Consider the following 17,879-nt stretch of genomic DNA (forward strand, 5'->3'; position numbering starts at 1 on the left):
CAGTTTAAACAGACTTATGGGGGTTCAATGTTCATACGGGCGTACTTACGTGCATCGACAGTGGAGCAGGATGCTGAGCGGGCACGAGAGCTGCTGATTGGTTTTGCTGCAGAGCATGGCCATCAGATAGCCAGTTTCTATGTGGAGAATGAGTCTGGTGCGACGTTGGACAGGCCTGAGCTTATGCGGCTGATCCGCGATGCTGCAGATCGTGACATTGTGCTGGTAGAACAGATTGATCGTCTGGCTCGTCTCAATCAGACGGATTGGCAAACATTGAAGCAGTTGCTGGCTCAGAAACAGCTCTCCATCGTTTCTCCGGAGCTTCCGACTTCCTGGGTGGCGTTACAGGGGGACAGCCGCTCCGAGTTCACCAGCGCCATCTTGCAGGCTGTAAATGGCATGCTGCTGGATATGCTGGCAGCCGTCGCTCGCAAAGACTACGAAGATCGCCGACGCAGGCAACAGCAGGGTATTGCCAAGGCCAGGGATGAGGGGAAATATCGCGGTCGCCAGAAAGATGAAAAGAAGCGTCAGCACATCGCACAGTTGTTGAGCACCGGACACAGCTACTCGGTGATCCAGGAGATGTTGGGTTGCTCCCGCCATCTGATTTCGTGCGTGGCAAAAGAGGTACGTTCAGCAAAATAGCGGGTCATTTATCCGAAGCACCCATACGACGCTTTTCGATATACAGCCATGCAGCAAAGGCGCCAAAGCCTATCAGGAATGCAAACAAGATGCTCAGGATGACGATGCTGTTCATGGTGATGACCTCGCAATCAGGTGATCGTGTGACAAAAATCCATATCACCATGGACTCTGCTCAGGAAAAATCAACAACGCACTGAAAGTATTGAAGTTTGTTCACTCATGACAAACATGATTGCGTGGAATCACGCAGGATGTGGAGCCATGGAATGAACACTGTTATTCCCAGCCAGTTCCCGTCCAGTTTCTTTCCACATAACTATCTATCTGGAAAAGTGGTGCGAATTTTCCACATAGTGGAATGCCTGTTCAGAACGAGTTATGTGGAATCCTGATCGAAGACTTCCTATCTATCTGGAAACTTCGTGCCGTTTTTCTATCTGGAATATTGGTCATCTTGTTTGAAGGGATGATGGACCTTGGTGTGCTGAAATATGGGGGACGGATTCCTATCTATCTGGAATCTTGGCCTGTGCATTCAGAGGGAGCCAAGCCGGCTAACTGGCTATGGGACTAACTCAAGCGATGCCCTTCAACAAGCATTCACTACGACCTAGTTATGCCATTGCCAGACGTATCCTTGACCCGAAGGCATGCCATCAAGAGCTGCACCCCATGTTGCTTTATGAGTCTGAAATCAATAAAACCCGGCTGATTTTATGAGAGAATCTTGAGCAATATTGTCCCCCGACCGGAAGAGTTCTCATGGCCGAGATCAACAAAGCAACCCTCACCGAAGCCGACATCATCTCGAAATACCTGCTGCCTGCCATCAAGGCGGCGGGGTGGGATGACCTGACTCAGGTCCGCCAAGAGGTGAAGCTGCGGGATGGCAAAGTGGTGGTGCGCGGCCAGATGGCGGCACGCAAAAAGGTCAAATCGGCCGATGTCGTGCTCTATCACAAGCTGGGATTGCCACTGGCGGTGATCGAGGCCAAAGCCAACAAGCATGAGATTGGCAAGGGGATGCAGCAGGGGCTCGATTATGCCCGCCTGCTGGATGTGCCGTTCGTGTTCGCAAGCAACGGCGATGGCTTCGTATTTCATGACAAGACCAATCCGGCCAAGCTGGAATCCGAGATCGCGCTGGAGGATTTCCCCAGCCCGGGTCAGCTTTGGGACAAACTCTGTACCTGGAAGGGTTACACCCAGGCACAGTTGCCTGTCATCAGTCAGGACTATTACTCGGATGGCAGCGGCAAATCTCCCCGCTATTACCAGCTGCAGGCCATCAACAAGACCGTAGAAGCCATCTCGAAAGGTGAGGATCGGGTATTGCTGGTGATGGCCACCGGCACCGGCAAGACCTACACCGCATTTCAGATCATCTGGCGTTTGTGGAAGGCGGGCGCCAAGAAGCGCATCCTGTTTCTGGCCGATCGGAATGCGCTGGTGGAACAAACCAAGCGTAATGATTTTCAGCCCTTTGGCTCGGCTATGGCCAAGGTCACCGGGCGTACTGTCGATCCTGCCTATGAGATCCACCTTGCCCTCTATCAGGCGCTGACCGGGCCGGAAGAGTCACAGAAAGCCTTCAAGCAGGTCTCACCCGGTTTCTTCGATCTGATCGTGGTGGATGAGTGCCATCGGGGCAGTGCCGCCGAAGACAGCGCCTGGCGCGAGATCCTCGAATACTTCTCATCGGCCACCCAGATTGGTCTCACCGCCACGCCCAAAGAGACCGAAACCGTCTCCAACACCGATTACTTCGGTGAGCCTGTTTATACCTACTCCCTCAAAGAGGGGATCGAAGATGGCTTTCTTGCCCCCTACAAGGTGGTGCGGGTCGATATCGATGTGGATCTGCAGGGGTGGCGTCCTACCAAAGGGCAGATGGACAAACAGGGCAACCTGATTGAAGACCGTATCTATAACCAGAAGGATTTTGACCGCACTCTGGTGATTGACGAGCGTACCCAGCTGGTGGCCGAGACCATCACCAACTACCTCAAGAAAACCGACCCGATGGCCAAGACCATCGTGTTTTGCAACGACATCGATCATGCCGACCGAATGCGCCGTGCCTTGGTAAACCTCAACCCGGATCAGATGGCCAAAGACGATCGCTATGTGATGAAAATCACCGGCGATGATGAGTTGGGTAAGGGGCAGCTTGAGAACTTCATTGAGCCGAAAAAGCCCTATCCGGTCATCGCAACTACCTCCGAGCTGATGACCACTGGCGTCGATGCCAAGACCTGCAAGCTGGTGGTGCTGGACCAAAACATCCAGTCCATGACCAAGTTCAAGCAAATCATCGGCCGTGGCACCCGTATCGACGACAAGCACGGCAAGCTCTGGTTCACCATTCTCGATTTCAAGAAGGCCACCGAGCTGTTTGCCGATCCCCGTTTCGACGGCGAGCCGGAACGCGTCATGGTGGTCAAACCGGCAGACATCAACAATCCGGATGAAGGCATGGGCGATATCATCGGCGATGCCGATCCGCTGCCAACCGATGAACCCGGCGACAATGACGATCCGTTTGTCCCCGGGGTAGATGAACAACCCGGCAGTTACACAACCGGTAGTGATGGTGGCCAGAGTGGCGCAGGATGTCAGGGCACAGGCCCGCTGGGTGGCCCCGAGCCCGGGGTCAGCAAGTATTATGTCAACGGCGTGGCGGTCAGCGTCATCGCCGAGCGGGTGCAGTATTACGATGCCGATGGCAAGTTGGTGACCGAATCCTTCAAGGAGTACACCAAGAAGACCCTGCTCAAAGAGTTTGCCACCCTCGATGCGTTCACCAAACGCTGGCAAGCCGCCGAACGCAAGCAAGCCATCATGGATGAATTGGCTCAGGCGGGCGTGCTGTGGGAGGTGTTGGAGCAGGAAGTGGGTAAGGAGCTCGACCCGTTCGACCTTATCTGCCACGTGGTATACGATCAGCCGCCACTGACCCGCCGCGAGCGGGCCAACAACGTCAAAAAGCGCAACTACTTCACCAAGTACAACGACACCGCCCAGCAGGTGCTTAGCAGCCTGCTCGACAAGTATGCCGATCAGGGGGTGACCGAGATTGAGACCAAGGATGCGCTAAAAGTCGCCCCCTTTACCGAGTTGGGTCGCCCGCTGGAGTTAGCCAAGAAGGGGTTTGGTGGCGCCAAACAGTTCGAGCAGGCCATCACCGAACTGGAACAAGAAATTTACCGTGAGCAGCAGAGCGCCTGACGACCTGACTACTTCTGAACTACCATGCGGCCATTCCAATGATGGCCGCTTGTTTTAGACGCATTCGCCCCTCTATTCGTCACCATTTTTGTAAAAAGCAGAGAATCCCATGTCATCCATCAGCTCAGTCATCAAATCCATTCAGGACATCATGCGCAAGGACGCCGGTATCGACGGCGATGCCCAGCGCCTCGGCCAGCTCTCCTGGCTGCTGTTTTTGAAAGTGTTCGACGCCCAGGAAGAGGAGCTGGAGTTTGAGCAGGATAACTACCGCAGCCCTATCCCTGAGCGCTTCCTGTGGCGCAACTGGGCGGCCGATAGCGAAGGGCTGACCGGTGATGCCCTGCTCGATTTCGTTAACAACGATCTGTTCGACAGCCTGAAAAACCAGCCTGCCAATATCGATCTCAACCCTCGTGGCTATGTGGTGAAAGAGGCATTTAGCGATGCCTTCAACTACATGAAAAACGGCACCCTGCTCAAGCAGGTGATCAACAAGCTCAACGAGATCGACTTTACCGACAGCAGCGAGCGCCACCTGTTTGGCGACATCTACGAGCAGATCCTGCGCGACCTGCAAAGTGCCGGTAACGCGGGCGAGTTCTACACCCCCCGCGCAGTTACCCGCTTTATGGTCAACCGCATCGACCCCAAGCTAGGCGAGCGGATCATGGACCCGGCCTGCGGCACCGGCGGCTTTCTCGCTTGTGCCTTCGATCATGTCAAAGAGCACTATGTCGAGACCTCAGCCGACCATCAGACCCTGCAACAGCAGATCCTGGGGGTCGAGAAGAAACAGCTGCCGCACCTCCTTTGCACCACCAATATGCTGCTGCACGGCATCGAGGTGCCGGTGCAGATCCGCCACGGCAACACCCTCGACAAGCCGCTGTCGAGCTGGGATAGCGATATCGATGTGATCCTCACCAACCCACCCTTTGGCGGCACCGAAGAGGATGGCATCGAGCAGAACTTCCCGGCCGATCTGCGCACCCGCGAAACTGCCGACCTGTTCCTGCAGCTGATTATCGAAGTCCTTGCCCCAGCAACAAATGGCAAGGGCGGTCGCGCCGCCGTGGTGCTGCCCGACGGCACCCTGTTTGGCGAAGGGGTCAAAACCAAGATCAAGCAACTGCTCACCAGCGAATGCAACCTGCACACCATAGTGCGGCTGCCCAACGGCGTGTTTGCCCCCTATACCGGCATCAAGACCAATATCCTCTTCTTCACCAAGGGCCAGCCCACCAAGGATGTCTGGTTCTACGAGCACCCCTATCCGGCTGGGGTGAAGAGCTACAGCAAGACCAAGCCGATGAAGTTCGAGGAGTTTGAAGCCGAGATCGCCTGGTGGGGCGATGAGGCGGACGGCTTTGCTGCCCGGGTTGAGAACGAACAAGCCTGGAAGGTCAGTATCGACACCATTATTGAGCGCAACTTTAACCTCGATATCAAAAACCCCCATGTCGGCGAGCAGATAAGCCATGACCCCGACGAGCTGCTGGCGCGCTATGCCACAGAGCAGGCCGAGATCCAGACCCTGCGTGACCAGCTAAAAGCCATTCTTGGCGACGCCTTGGGCAAAGGTGCGGCCAAGCAAGGGGGGCAGGCATAATGGCGATCGAGAATCTGATTACCGACCACCTGGATCTCTGGACTGCGGCGGTGCGCCCCAAAAGCAGTGCCGGGCGCGGCAGCAACAGCAAGCTGGAACTTACTGGTATCAAAAAGCTGCGTGAGCTGATCCTGGAGCTGGCCGTGCGCGGCAAATTGGTGCCACAAGACCCCAGTGATGAACCGGCCTCCGTGCTGTTGGAACGGATTACCGCCGAAAAAGCGCAGTTGGTGAAAGAGGGCAAAATTAAAAAGCCCAAGGCCTTGCCAGAAATTAGCGAGGAAGAGCAATATTTTGAGCTGCCGACTACATGGGGTTGGGTACGGTTAAATGATATCGCTGATTATAATGGGCGACCAAACATTGAACCTGATAATATCAAAGGTGACGTTTGGTTATTAGACTTGGAGGATATAGAGAAAGACACATCCCAACTTCTCTATCGTGCTTTTTATGCGGAAAGAGAGTCGAAGTCCAATAAATCTACATTTAAATGTGGAGATGTTCTTTACGGTAAGCTTCGGCCATATTTGAACAAGGTTATTATTGCTGACCTTGATGGTGTATGTACTACAGAAATTGTACCAATTGTACCAGGTGATGGATTACATCCTGCATATCTTAAATACTTACTTAAATCACCTGCATTTCAGCGTTACGTTAACTCACTAATGTATGGTGTTAAAATGCCGAGATTGGGGACGGAAGATGCAATAAAAAGTGTCCATCCATTGCCCCCTTTAGCAGAACAGCACCGCATCGTTGCCAAGGTAGATGAGTTGATGGCCCTCTGCGACCAGCTGGAGCTGCGCAGCGAATCACAGCTGGCGGCCCATCAGACGCTGGTGGAGACCCTGCTCGCTACGCTGACAGACTGTGCCGATGCCGACGAGTTGGCGCAAAGCTGGGCGCGGCTAAGCACTCATTTCGATACCCTCTTTACCACTGAGGCCAGCATCGACGCCCTGAAACAGACCATCCTGCAACTGGCGGTGATGGGCAAACTGGTGCCGCAAGACCCGAGCGATGAACCCGCCTCAGCCCTGCTGGAACGCATCGCTGCCGAAAAGGCGCGGCTGGTCAAAGAGAAGAAAATCAAAAAAGAGAAACCGCTACCTGCGATTAGTGAAAACGAAAAGCCGTTTGAGCTACCGCAGGGATGGGAATGGTGCCGTTTCTCAAATTTATCTACTGAGGTTGCAACAGGTCCTTTTGGATCAATGATCAGCGCATCAGAATATATTTCTGACGGTATTCCTCTTATTAATCCGTCACATATGGTTAATGGTAAAATAATTGAAGACAAAGAAATAACGGTTTCTATGTCTAAAGCCAATCAATTAGATGGCTACCGAATTAAAAGTGGTGATGTTGTTATGGCCCGTCGTGGCGAGATGGGGCGTTGTGCATTGGTAACAGAACGAGAAAGTAATTGGCTCTGCGGAACAGGTAGTTTTGTACTGAAATTTAGTGCTGAGGTGAATCGGCAATATATCTTGTTGATGTTCCAAAGCAAATGGGTTAGGGGGTATTTATCTGGAAGCTCAGTTGGTAGCACAATGGTTAACTTAAATCATGGCATTCTTAACAAGTTGCCAATAATGTTACCTCCACCACAAGAACAGTCTCGAGTTATATTGATGGTTGACAGATTAATGGCCCTCTGCGACCAACTTAAATCCCGTCTGCAAACCAGCCAGCAGACCCAGCTTAAATTGGTTGACTCGCTTGTTGAGCAGGCCTTTTAATCATGGGCTCCGTATACTATCAAGTTAAAAAGGTCGGGGCGCTGCTTGAGCAGCACCTCGAGATCCCCTCATATCAACGCCCCTACAAATGGCAACAAAAACACGTCAATCAATTGATCGATGATGTGTTAACCCATCGTAGTAAACAGTGCTACCGCCTTGGAACCGTGGTGTTGCACAGGGATGCGTTAAAGCCATCTTATAAAGGTGAACTTAATATTGTTGATGGTCAGCAGCGCCTGCTGACCTTAACTTTGCTTTGTTCATTACTTGACCATAGTTGTGAGTTTTCAACTCCGCTATTGGAACACGCTTTTGCGTCAAGGATCAGCATCAACAACCTTGAACATAATGCCAAAGTCATTGAAAACCGCCTTGTGGGGCTAAAGGATGACGAACGTAAATCACTGCTGCACTTTGTGCTTAACAAGTGTGAACTGATCGAAGTGACGCTCGATGATTTGAGCGAAGCTTTTCAGTTTTTCGACTCGCAAAATGCCAGAGGCAAGGCACTTGCCCCCCATGATTTGCTAAAGGCATACCATTTGCGCGAAATGATGGATGCTACAAAGCAAGCCGAACGACTACATCACGTCAGCCTGTGGGAGCAAGGGGTCAGTCCAGATGATGAGTCCGCTAACCTTCACATTATTATGGGCGAGTTCTTGTTCCGTCTGCGCCGATGGTTGGATGGTGATTATGGCGTTCAGTTTAGTCGCCATAATCTTGAGGTGTTCAAAGGCGTTAACCTGGCCACAGCGGATTATCACTATATACAGTCTATGCTCGCTCTGGATTTCGCTATTGAGCATTACAATACTGATCTTGCCAGGAAGTGGGATAAGCAAAGCAAACCTTATCCGTTTCAAGTTGATCAAGTAATGATTAACGGAAAGCGCTTTTTTGAGTATATCCAGCACTACAAAGCCCTTCATCACACTCTGTTTGAACGTGACAACGCGCGACTTGGCGAGTTTTTAACAAAATACACCAATTATGCTGGCAGTTCACGCAAAGGGGATATGTATATAAAAAATCTCTTTATGTGTGCGGTGATGGCTTATTACGACAAGTTTGGCGAGAAAGAGTTAGATAAAGCAGCAAGAGTCTGTTTTTGCTGGAGTTACTACTTACGGCTGCAATATCAAAAAATCGGCATGGATAGCGTTGATGGTTATGCGCGTGAACCCTGGGGGTTATTAAGAGTTCTCGGCAAAGCTGTTCACCCACAACAAGTACTAAATTTTCAACCACCGCGTTGTGAGAATATTCGCTTCAAAAATGCTAAACCTGTAGAAGACTCAATCGCTAAAATGCTGGGAGATGCTCATGCCACCGAGTAACGATTTAGCCTTGCTGACTATCGAAGAGTTATTTGGTGACAATAGTCATTATGTCATTCCCATTTATCAGCGTAACTACGCTTGGGGTGCATCAGAGATAGAGCAGCTGGTTCGAGATATAGCGGATGCTGCTCAAGCCGCCGATAATGCAGACAAGCCAGAAGAGTCTAAATACTTTTTAGGCAGCTTGGTGGTGTATGTTCGTGACAATAATGATGGCTTGCATAATAGAACGACGGTTTATGAAACCATAGACGGTCAACAACGGCACACCACGCTGTCGATTTTATTGGCGTATTTAAAACAGATTGCTGACTGCAGTCAGCAGGATTTGACCCCGCTCAACCTTAACCTTGATTTCGACAGTCGTCCTAAATCAGCGAGAACGCTGCAAAACCTATATCAACCAGTTCAGAGTGATGCACCAGAGGAGCCCTCAATCAGAGCGGCGTTTACCATTATAGAACGCTACTTTAAGACCCAAGCCATAGATATCTCCAAATTTTGCCAGCATCTGCTCAAGAACGTCACGATTTTGCGAGTTGCTGTGCCACAAGATACCGACCTCAATCACTATTTTGAGATCATGAATAACCGGGGAGAACAGCTAGAAAAGCACGAGGTGTTGAAAGCGAATTTGATGTCAGTTTTTAACGGTGAAGCTGCAGCAAGAAACTGCTTTTCTGCAATATGGGATGCTTGTGCCGATATGAGTCGCTATGTACAACTGGGCTTTAGCTCGGAGGCTCGCAAAGCGTTATTTGGCGAAAAGTGGTTAGGATTTCCTGCAGATTTTGAGTCGATCAAATGTGCGATAGACACCAATTGTGACACGGACGATAAGCCTACTCTTCTGAGTATTATCAAGAAGCGGCGCTTTCATCAGCGTGATGGCGATGATGAAAAAGCAAAGAAACAGCGGTTTGACTCGATCATCGATTTTTCCAACTTCCTACTGCATGTGCTAAAAGTAACTGTGGATGACGCAGTCTCCCTAGATGACAAAAAGTTACTTCAAGCGTTTGAAATCATAAAAAGTGATAGGGAGAAGATCATTCTATTTGCCTTTAATCTGCTGAAATTTAGAGCGCTATTTGACCGCTACATTATCAAGCGCGATCAGGATGAGAAGTGGAGCCTGCTGACACTTGAGTATTATGACAGAGATCGGAATTCAAGTTTTAGCTATAACAACTCCTTCGACAAAGATGAACGCTCGGATGTTAACGAACAACTGGTGATGATCTTGTCGATGTTCCATGTCTCGCATCCTGCCTATGTGTATAAGCGATGGCTCAATCGTTCGCTAGCCATTTTGAATGCTCTGGCGTTGGACGAGCTGAACGTTGATGGAGCTACTTATCTCAGTGAGCTTGAGCAGCTCAGCCATGAATTCTTGACTGAAATTTGTGGTGAAAAGGAACAATTCAATGCCGAGGCTTTACATCGTGGTACCGGTGTACAGAACTTTGTGTTCAATTTGCTCGATTATCGTTTGTGGCGTGAGCTTGCTGCTGGCCAATCATTCGATGGTAAGGGGATTAATAATCCCGAGATTAAGAAGCACTTTGATGGCTTCCAATTTTCACCGAGTCGAACGTCGGTTGAGCACTATTTTCCGCAAACAGATCCCTCCGGTGCAAACAAAATGGGGGATGATGTCCATCGGTTTGGCAACCTGTGCCTTATCTCGCCAAGCAGCAACTCGAGACTTAGTAACTATTCCCCAGCAGATAAAAAAGCCTTTTATCGTGATAGCAACCGTGCTGAGAGCTTGAAACAAGCCATCATGATGAGCTATGACGAGTGGGGGCCGGAGGGGCAAGGCATCAACAACATAGAAAGCCATGAATGTGCGATGTTGACGTTACTTCGAGGGCGTTGATATATCTGCAATGTCCGTACTTGCTGAGCAAGCTCCATGATTTTCGTCACGAACAGGTGCAACCTTGCTGCGATTGCACCTGTTTAGGTATTAACTGAACTCTCGCCAAAATTTCACATGTGAAATTTTTGAGCCTGTAAATCCAATTGTGTAACCGCCCACGAATAAGTAACTTTTTCAAAAGGATACCTTCGTGGGTAAGCAAATGGACCAAGACAAACTCAAAGCACTGGCCGCTGAGCTGGCCAAAGACATCAAATCTGAAAAAGATCTCGGCACACTCACCCAACAGCTGATCAAGCTCACCGTGGAGACCGCGCTCAATGCCGAGATGGACGAGCATCTGGGCTACGAGAAACACGCCCCACAAGGCCGCGGGACCGGCAACAATCGCAATGGCTATTCCACCAAGCGCCTAAAAGGCCACCATGGAGAGGTCACCATCCAGGCGCCTCGTGACCGTAACGCCTCCTTCGAGCCTCAGTTTGTCCGCAAGGGGCAGTCACGCCTGACCCAGATGGACGACCAGATCCTCGCCCTCTACGCCAAGGGCTTGAGTACGCGGGATATAGTGGACGCGTTCAAAGAGATGTATGACGCCGACATCTCGGCGGGGCTGGTATCGAAGGTGACCGAACGCGTCATCGAGCAGGTCCACGAATGGCAAAACCGGCCGCTGGATCCGCTCTATCCCATCGTCTATCTGGACTGCATTGTGCTGAAGATCCGCGCGAACCAGCGGGTGATCAACAAGTCGCTCTATCTGGCACTGGGCATCAATATGGAGGGGCACAAGGAGCTGTTGGGCCTGTGGCTGGCCGAGACCGAAGGGGCAAAGTTCTGGCTGTCGGTCCTGACCGAGCTGAAGAACCGCGGCCTGGAAGACATCCTGATCGCGTGTGTGGATGGTCTCAAGGGCTTCCCTGATGCCATTGCCGTGGAATATCCTCAAACCAAGGTGCAACTGTGTATCGTCCACATGGTCCGCAACTCGTTGCGCTACGTCTCCTGGAAGGACTACAAGGCGGTGACGGCTGAACTGAAGCAGATCTACCAGTCTGCGACGGAGCGTGAGGCTAAGCAGGCGCTGGCGGCCTTCGGCGAACGCTGGGATAGCCAGTACCCGCAGATAGCGCGTTCCTGGCAGAGTCACTGGGTTAATCTGATCACGCTGTTCGATTATCCCCCCGCGATCCGGAAGGTGATCTACACCACCAATGCGATCGAGTGGTAATCCCCCCATTTTTAGGGGCATTCAAAAGTAGAGGTCATGCAGCCTTTGCCAGATGCTGCTTCGGGGTATAACCATCCAGCGCCATATTGGGCCGCTCATGGTTATAAACCCACAGCCATTGGGTTGCAAACTCTTGGAGCTCCTCCAGCGTGCCAAACAGATGATGAGCCAACCAATCGTAACGTACCGTTCTGTTAAACCGCTCTATGTACGCGTTCTGCTGAGGATTGCCTGGTTGGATATACCCCAAGGTGATCTCCTGTTTCGCCGCCCACGCCTTGAGCACTTCGCTGATATATTCTGGTCCATTATCGCACCGGATCATCGCCGGTTTGCCACGCCACTCAATCACCTGTTCCAGTGCGCGCTTGATCCGTGAAGCGGGCAATGAAAAATCGACCTCAATGCACAGCGCCTCGCGGTTAAAATCATCGATCACATTAAACAGTCGCACTGACCGGCCATCGCTCAGTTGATCGTGCATAAAATCCATCGACCAGCAGTGGTTAGGCTGGGCAGGCACGGCCAGAGCCTGTGGCTTTTCACGTACCAGTCGCTTCTTGGGCTTGATGCGCAAGTTCAGTTCAAGCTCCCGATAGATCCGGTAGACCCGCTTGTGGTTCCAAGCAAACCCTTTGACGTTACGCAGGTAGAGGAAGCAGAGGCCAAAGCCCCAGTTCCGCTGGCTGTTGGTGATACGCAGCAACCAATCCGCAATAAGCTGGTTTTCATCGGCGAGCATGGGTTGATAGCGATAACAGCCTTCGCTGACCTTGAAGATGTTGCAGGCTAGCCGGATAGAAATGGCAAAGAGCGACACGGCTTTGATAGCCATCTCCCTGCGGGCAGATGGCGTCACCACTTTTTTGCTATGGCCTCGGCGATAATCTCGGCTTTGAGGCGCTCCTCGGCATACATCTTCTTGAGGCGGCGGTTTTCCTCCTCCAGCTCTTTGAGGCGAGCCATGAGAGAGGCATCCATGCCACCGAATTTGGCGCGCCACTTGTAAAAGGTCGCGGAACTGATGCCATGCTCGCGGCAGAGTTCAGGGACGGGTGAGCCAGACTCGGCCTGTTTGAGGATGGCGATGATTTGGGCATCGCTAAAGCGTGATGTTTTCATGTTAGAACCTCCTGCGTTCAAGATACGAGAAAATTCTACTTATGAGCACCCCAGGTTTTCGGGGGGATTACCGAGTCACTGAACAGCGTGCTGCGCAAAGCGACCAAACAACGGAAGCTCTTCCCGACCGATGAGTCGGCGCTCAAAGTGGCGTTTCTCGCGATACAGCAGGCCTCCAAGAAATGGACCATGCCGATCCAGAATTGGAAGCCGGCCCTGAATCGCTTTATTATCGAGTTCGGTGATCGCCTGAACGGTCACCTGTAATGGAGTGGGCAGTTACACAGAATTATTTACAGGCTCAAATTTTTTCCATTTCATCTGGCTCTACCAACCCCCTTCCTGTTTCCATCTTAAATTTCACATCCGAAAAATTTTCCAGAAAACGCTGTAAGTGCCCAAAACGGGCAGTTACAGAGGCGAGGCTGAACGAGTCTGCATCTTATGATCGCTCATGACACATCACGATGTTATGGGAGGACATATGAATGCTCATTTTCAGTTCACGACCGACAATCTTCTTACCTATGAGGAGGTTTGTGCGGTCACTAGACTGTCTCAGCCGACATTGCGCCGATATGTAAAAGCTGGGCGCTTTCCCCACCCGATCAAACCCAATCCAGTTGGAAAAGCTGTGCGATTCCGAGCCGCCGACGTGCGTCGCTGGATGGCTGAGCTGTGATAGGGAGGCGGGATGGAGTTTCGATTGACGGATGATGGATTGGAGTGCCTGGACCGGGACCGATGGTTACGTGTTGGTAGTTGGATCCGGGTGTCGGCCAGAACACGGGACGCCTCATATCAAAGGGGATTTGGCGCCTTGATCCAGTGGCGAAATCTGGATGGTGTGGTGCAGCAGGAAGTGATTTTCAACCGAGTGCTCTATGGGGAGCAGTCGCGACAAATCCGCGAAAAACTGGTCGATGCGGGTTATTGGTTGGAACCATATCCACAGAGCTGGCCTCGCCTGCAGCTCTATTTGATTCGAGAAATGGCAAAGGCACCCACCGGTATCTGTGTGGAACGCACAGGGTGGCATGAACGGGTATTTGTCACACCGGATTGGTCTGTGGGTTCGGCTGGGGAACCCTATTTTTATGCTGGCCAGCTGGGTGACGTAAGGCCGCAATGTTCAGGTTCATTGGCTCAGTGGCAGGCAAATATCGGTGAACACTGTATCGGTAATCCGATGATGATTTTTGCTGTGGGCGTGGCCCTGATGGCTCCTCTTCTGTATCCCGCGGGTTTGGAAAGCGGCTTATTTCATCTGGTGGGCCATTCATCCACAGGGAAAACGACCCTGTTGGCGGTCGCCGCATCAGTCTATGCAGGACATCAGTTTGTGAGAGGGTGGATTGCTACCGCCAATGGCCTAGCGGCAGTGGCCGCCGAACAGCATGACATGCTGCTGCCACTGGATGAGATCGGTATGGCTAAGCCTGAGGACGTGGATGTCATCATCTACCACCTTGTATCCGGGGCGAGCAAGCTGCGCGCCACGGAGAATGGTAGTCTCGCCAGATCAACCCATTGGCGCACACAGGCGTTGAGCTCTGGGGAGATATACCTGTCTGAGATTTTTGCGTCGTTGGGCAAAAGGCCGTTGGCCGGTCAGCAGACCCGATTGATCGAGATTCCGACCTTTGGCAGGTATGGTGCATTTGATGAATTGCACAACCTTCAGAGCTCACAGCAGTTTGCCGATCACATAAAGCTTCAGACAGGCCAATATCACGGAAGCCTGTTTAAAGAGTGGATATATCTGCTGACATCCACCGATGAGTTGGCTCGCTATGTTTCAGGGGAGACCCAGCGACTCACCGATCTCTGGCGTACAAGTCAAATGTCCTCCCAGGTTGTCAGAGTGCTAAGGCGATTTGCGCTGGTTGCAACGGCCTTGGGGTTGGCATCACGCAATTATCTGGTGCCCTGGGAAGAGGAGGAATCCATCGCATCTGTACGAGCAGTGTGGCAGCAATGGCTGGCTGCCAGAGGCCATGTGATGAACCTGGAAGAGCATCAGGTGTTGGCTCGTTTGAAAGAGCTGTTGCCGAAATGGGAGAGGGGATTGCAGGCATTAGATCAACATCGCACCGTTTCGTCGCTGGGATATACCCGCGAGGTCAGTGGCGAGCGGCAGTGGCTGATCGATAAAAATCAGTTTCTGCAGCAATTGGGTTTGCCTGGCCAGTACATGCGGGAGGTAATGCCGCTGCTGCAGCGAGAGTGGTTAGCTACCAATGAACCGGAACGGGCGACAGTGAAGATCATGATTCAAGGGAAATTCTATCGCTTCTTTGCCCTATGGCCGGATCGCATTTATGCGGGAATGCAGGAGTTGGACGGCGATGAATGAATGTTTCCCACTTTCCCATTTTTCCCAGCGCTGTTTTGAGGTGTCATACCATGGATAAATCTCTATTTGCGGCTCCGAGTGATGAAATAAGGGCTCAGGTGCTTCAGTGCTCTGGCCAATGTGAGCGGCTGGTCCGAGAAGCGGATCGTCGAGCCATTACTGGCGTTACTCGAACGCTGTGGTGGAAGATGGAGCGGGAGGGGCTGGCGCCAAAGCGGGTGAGATTGAGCATCCACTGTGTTGCATGGCGACTGTCTGATCTGCTGTGGTGGATTGAGCAACGCAAGGCTGCCTAGAGGTAGAGTTGAGCCCCTGTTATGGGGCTCTTGTATTAACTGACTTCATCAAGCTTGGCACCAGTGTAGTTGACCGGGCCATTGACGATGGGGGCCAACCATTCAGCGAGTTTTATGTGTGCCTCTGTGCGCTCTGCAAAGTAGGCATGGCGGTTGTAGATTTCATCAACACGACTCCCCGCTTGCTGGTTCAAGCAGCGTTTGGCGAGGGCATCATCAAATCCCATTTTGCCGAGCATTGTCCTCGCGGTACCGCGCAGGTCATGAACGCGTCGTTTATCAAACGAGAAGAAGTTCTGTTCGAACAACTTTTTGATTGCATGATTCAGAGTGTTTTCGCAGACATGGGGTGTTCGAGCCTGCTTGCTGATCCTCCTGGCCGGGAAAACCCACTCACTGCCACAGCTACGAATTTTCAGCTCTTTCAGCCAGGACATGGCAGGTTCACTGAGTGGAATGTCGATAGACGTGCGCTTTTTGGTGCGCTCTTTGGGGAGATGCCAAACCTTCTGCTCCAGATCAAACTCGCTCCATGGCGCAGCCAGCAGTTCCATTTTTCTGGTGCAGGTAGCGATCAGTAGGGCACAGGCCAGATAGTTTTCACGACTGAACTGGGCCGGGATCGCACGAAGCTTGGTGAAAAACTCGATCACCTCCGGTTCTGTCATTGGGTAGTTGGCGGCCCGCTCTGGCCCACCCGCATCTCTGGGGCGGAATGGACTGGCAGGATTAAAGCGAGTGACATCCAGCTTCATACCATGTTCAAAGGTACGTTTGAGCATACGCATCACATCATTCGAAATGGTCGGCCTTGGTGGTTTCCCGCCATATCCGTTGGTGATATCGCGCAGGATTTCACTGATATCCAGCGGCCTGATTTTATCTAGTTCAAGATGACCGATGCGCCCGGCGATCTCGCGCTCATAGAGGCTGCGCTCTTTTTCATATGAGGCAATTTCGCGTTTGCGTAACTGGTGATAATCCTCAAAGAGGTCATTCAGTGTCTTGAACGGGTTCCTGTTGATCTTGAGGCGAACCTGAACCGGGTCAGCACCATCGCGCTTGATGGCCAGCCGCAGCTTGGCCGCTTCGTCCCGGGCATCTGCCAGAGACCAGTCGGATACCTGACCTATGGTGTACTCTCGCCGAAGTTTTGTCGTGGGCGTGGTGTAGCGCAGCATCCAATAAGCTTCACCGCGAGCAGGGGTCATCAGGTATAGCCCGTTACCATCGGCATGCCGGACGGCGGATTTTTCCTTGATCAGTTTTTTGACTGTTTTGTCGTACAGCTTGCCCATTTTCCAGCCTTAAAAAATTGGGGAGTACAATTTCGCTAGCAAAACTATAGCGAGATTGAACTCCCCAATCTACTACCCACCACTACCCAAACTAAAATGCGTTTGGATGAATGTTGTGATTTTCAAAACAAGAAAAGCCTTTGATTTTAATGTTATTTTTATCCTGCATGGATAAAGAAAACCATCATTCAATATTTTGAATTTGTTCCCGCATCTGCTCGATCAGGACCTTCAGCTCGACGGCGGATTGGGTCACTTCGGCGTTGATGGACTTGGAGCCCAGGGTGTTCGACTCGCGGTTGAACTCTTGCATCATGAAGTCGAGACGACGGCCACAGGCGCCACCTTTCTTCATGATCTTGATGGTCTCGCTGATGTGCATCTCCAGACGATCCAGCTCTTCGGCCACGTCGATCTTCTGGGCCAGCATCACGATCTCCTGCTCGATGCGGGCCGGATCCAGCTCCACCTTGGCTTCGGCCAGACGGTCGGTGAGCTTCTGGCGTTGCCACTCGATGATCTGCGGCAGGTGGACGCGCACCTTCTTCACTTCTACCTGAATACCATCCAGACGCTGCTGGATCAGGTTCTTGAGGTTGGCACCCTCGCTGGCGCGGGAGGCGAGGAAATCTTCCATGGTCTGATCGAACCCGCCGAGCAGCTCGGTGGCGACCGCGTCCATGTCCTGTTCGGCGGCGGCCATGACACCCGGCCAGCGCAGCACGTCGACCGGGTTGAGCTGGCCCTGGCCCGCTTCTTTCATTACCCAGTTGGCGCTGTCGATGATCAGCTTGGCCAGCTCTTCATTGATGTGCAGCTGGCTGGCAGCGGCTTGAGCGGCTTCGAAACGCAGGTTGCACTCCACCTTGCCGCGCTGCAGCTTGGCGCGGAAACGCTCACGCAGTACCGGTTCCAGGCTGCGCAGTTGCTCCGGCAGGCGAATGTAGGTTTCCAGATAGCGCTGGTTTACCGAACGAATTTCCCAAACGGCTGTGCCCCAGTCGCCCTTGAATTCCTTGCGGGCGTAGGCGGTCATGCTGTGAATCATTGATTGTTCCGGGCTTGATGAAGTGTGCGGCCAGTATACTCAGCCCGGCCCTGCT

General features: G+C 52.0%; 12 protein-coding genes and 2 pseudogenes. 11 read left to right on the forward strand and 3 right to left on the reverse strand.

Features of this window, described 5'->3' with window-relative positions; genetic code table 11:
* Positions 1 to 27 precede the first annotated feature (27 nt).
* From ACY8FN_RS04270 to ACY8FN_RS04300, 7 genes and pseudogenes are all read left to right on the forward strand, one after another.
* Positions 28 to 651 carry a recombinase family protein gene (locus ACY8FN_RS04270; RefSeq protein WP_042878565.1) on the forward strand — a complete coding sequence of 208 codons (624 nt, stop codon included), beginning with the start codon at positions 28 to 30 and terminating at the stop codon, positions 649 to 651.
* A 765-nt stretch (positions 652 to 1,416) separates the two neighbouring features.
* Positions 1,417 to 3,882 (forward strand): EcoAI/FtnUII family type I restriction enzme subunit R, encoded by a 2,466-nt coding sequence (hsdR, locus tag ACY8FN_RS04275; RefSeq protein WP_463099318.1) that lies wholly within the window; start codon positions 1,417 to 1,419, stop codon positions 3,880 to 3,882.
* 109 nt (positions 3,883 to 3,991) lie between these two features.
* Positions 3,992 to 5,494: an N-6 DNA methylase gene (locus ACY8FN_RS04280; RefSeq protein WP_463099319.1), complete on the forward strand. Its 1,503-nt coding sequence runs from the start codon at positions 3,992 to 3,994 to the stop codon at positions 5,492 to 5,494.
* Positions 5,494 to 7,242, forward strand: coding sequence for a restriction endonuclease subunit S (locus tag ACY8FN_RS04285; protein WP_463099320.1), 1,749 nt, complete (start codon positions 5,494 to 5,496; stop codon positions 7,240 to 7,242). Before ACY8FN_RS04280 ends, ACY8FN_RS04285 begins: the two co-directional genes overlap by 1 nt.
* A gap of 2 nt (positions 7,243 to 7,244) precedes the next feature.
* Entirely contained in the window at positions 7,245 to 8,585 is a 1,341-nt protein-coding gene (locus ACY8FN_RS04290) for a DUF262 domain-containing protein (RefSeq protein WP_236376647.1), read from the forward strand.
* Positions 8,572 to 10,470: a DUF262 domain-containing protein gene (locus tag ACY8FN_RS04295; RefSeq protein ID WP_236376646.1), complete on the forward strand. Its 1,899-nt coding sequence runs from the start codon at positions 8,572 to 8,574 to the stop codon at positions 10,468 to 10,470. Before ACY8FN_RS04290 ends, ACY8FN_RS04295 begins: the two co-directional genes overlap by 14 nt.
* Positions 10,471 to 10,675: 205 nt before the next feature.
* Positions 10,676 to 11,698, forward strand: a pseudogene (locus ACY8FN_RS04300) (IS256 family transposase); the annotation flags it as partial.
* A gap of 40 nt (positions 11,699 to 11,738) precedes the next feature.
* Here the strand turns inward: ACY8FN_RS04300 and ACY8FN_RS04305 are convergent.
* Positions 11,739 to 12,826 (reverse strand): IS3 family transposase gene (locus ACY8FN_RS04305; RefSeq protein ID WP_463099321.1). Its coding sequence is split into 2 segments (ribosomal slippage): positions 11,739 to 12,577 and positions 12,577 to 12,826, totalling 1,089 coding nucleotides; the frame shifts between segments, so codons are not numbered across the junction.
* 72 nt (positions 12,827 to 12,898) lie between these two features.
* Here ACY8FN_RS04305 and ACY8FN_RS04310 point away from each other — a divergent pair.
* The 4 genes and pseudogenes from ACY8FN_RS04310 to ACY8FN_RS04325 form a co-directional block, all read left to right on the forward strand.
* Positions 12,899 to 13,093: pseudogene (locus ACY8FN_RS04310) on the forward strand (hypothetical protein); the annotation flags it as partial.
* 217 nt (positions 13,094 to 13,310) lie between these two features.
* Positions 13,311 to 13,508: a helix-turn-helix transcriptional regulator gene (locus ACY8FN_RS04315; RefSeq protein ID WP_201985832.1), complete on the forward strand. Its 198-nt coding sequence runs from the start codon at positions 13,311 to 13,313 to the stop codon at positions 13,506 to 13,508.
* 12 nt (positions 13,509 to 13,520) lie between these two features.
* Positions 13,521 to 15,182: a DUF927 domain-containing protein gene (locus ACY8FN_RS04320; protein WP_463099322.1), complete on the forward strand. Its 1,662-nt coding sequence runs from the start codon at positions 13,521 to 13,523 to the stop codon at positions 15,180 to 15,182.
* Between the two features lie 50 nt (positions 15,183 to 15,232).
* Entirely contained in the window at positions 15,233 to 15,478 is a 246-nt protein-coding gene (locus tag ACY8FN_RS04325; RefSeq protein WP_463099323.1) for a helix-turn-helix transcriptional regulator, read from the forward strand.
* A 35-nt stretch (positions 15,479 to 15,513) separates the two neighbouring features.
* On the opposite strand, the gene ACY8FN_RS04330 is transcribed toward ACY8FN_RS04325, so the two are convergent.
* Positions 15,514 to 16,776 carry a tyrosine-type recombinase/integrase gene (locus ACY8FN_RS04330; RefSeq protein WP_463099324.1) on the reverse strand — a complete coding sequence of 421 codons (1,263 nt, stop codon included), beginning with the start codon at positions 16,774 to 16,776 and terminating at the stop codon, positions 15,514 to 15,516.
* 184 nt (positions 16,777 to 16,960) lie between these two features.
* Positions 16,961 to 17,824: a YicC/YloC family endoribonuclease gene (locus ACY8FN_RS04335; protein ID WP_068978233.1), complete on the reverse strand. Its 864-nt coding sequence runs from the start codon at positions 17,822 to 17,824 to the stop codon at positions 16,961 to 16,963.
* Positions 17,825 to 17,879 lie beyond the last annotated feature (55 nt).

The sequence above is a fragment of the Aeromonas sp. 160P genome (assembly GCF_055193095.1).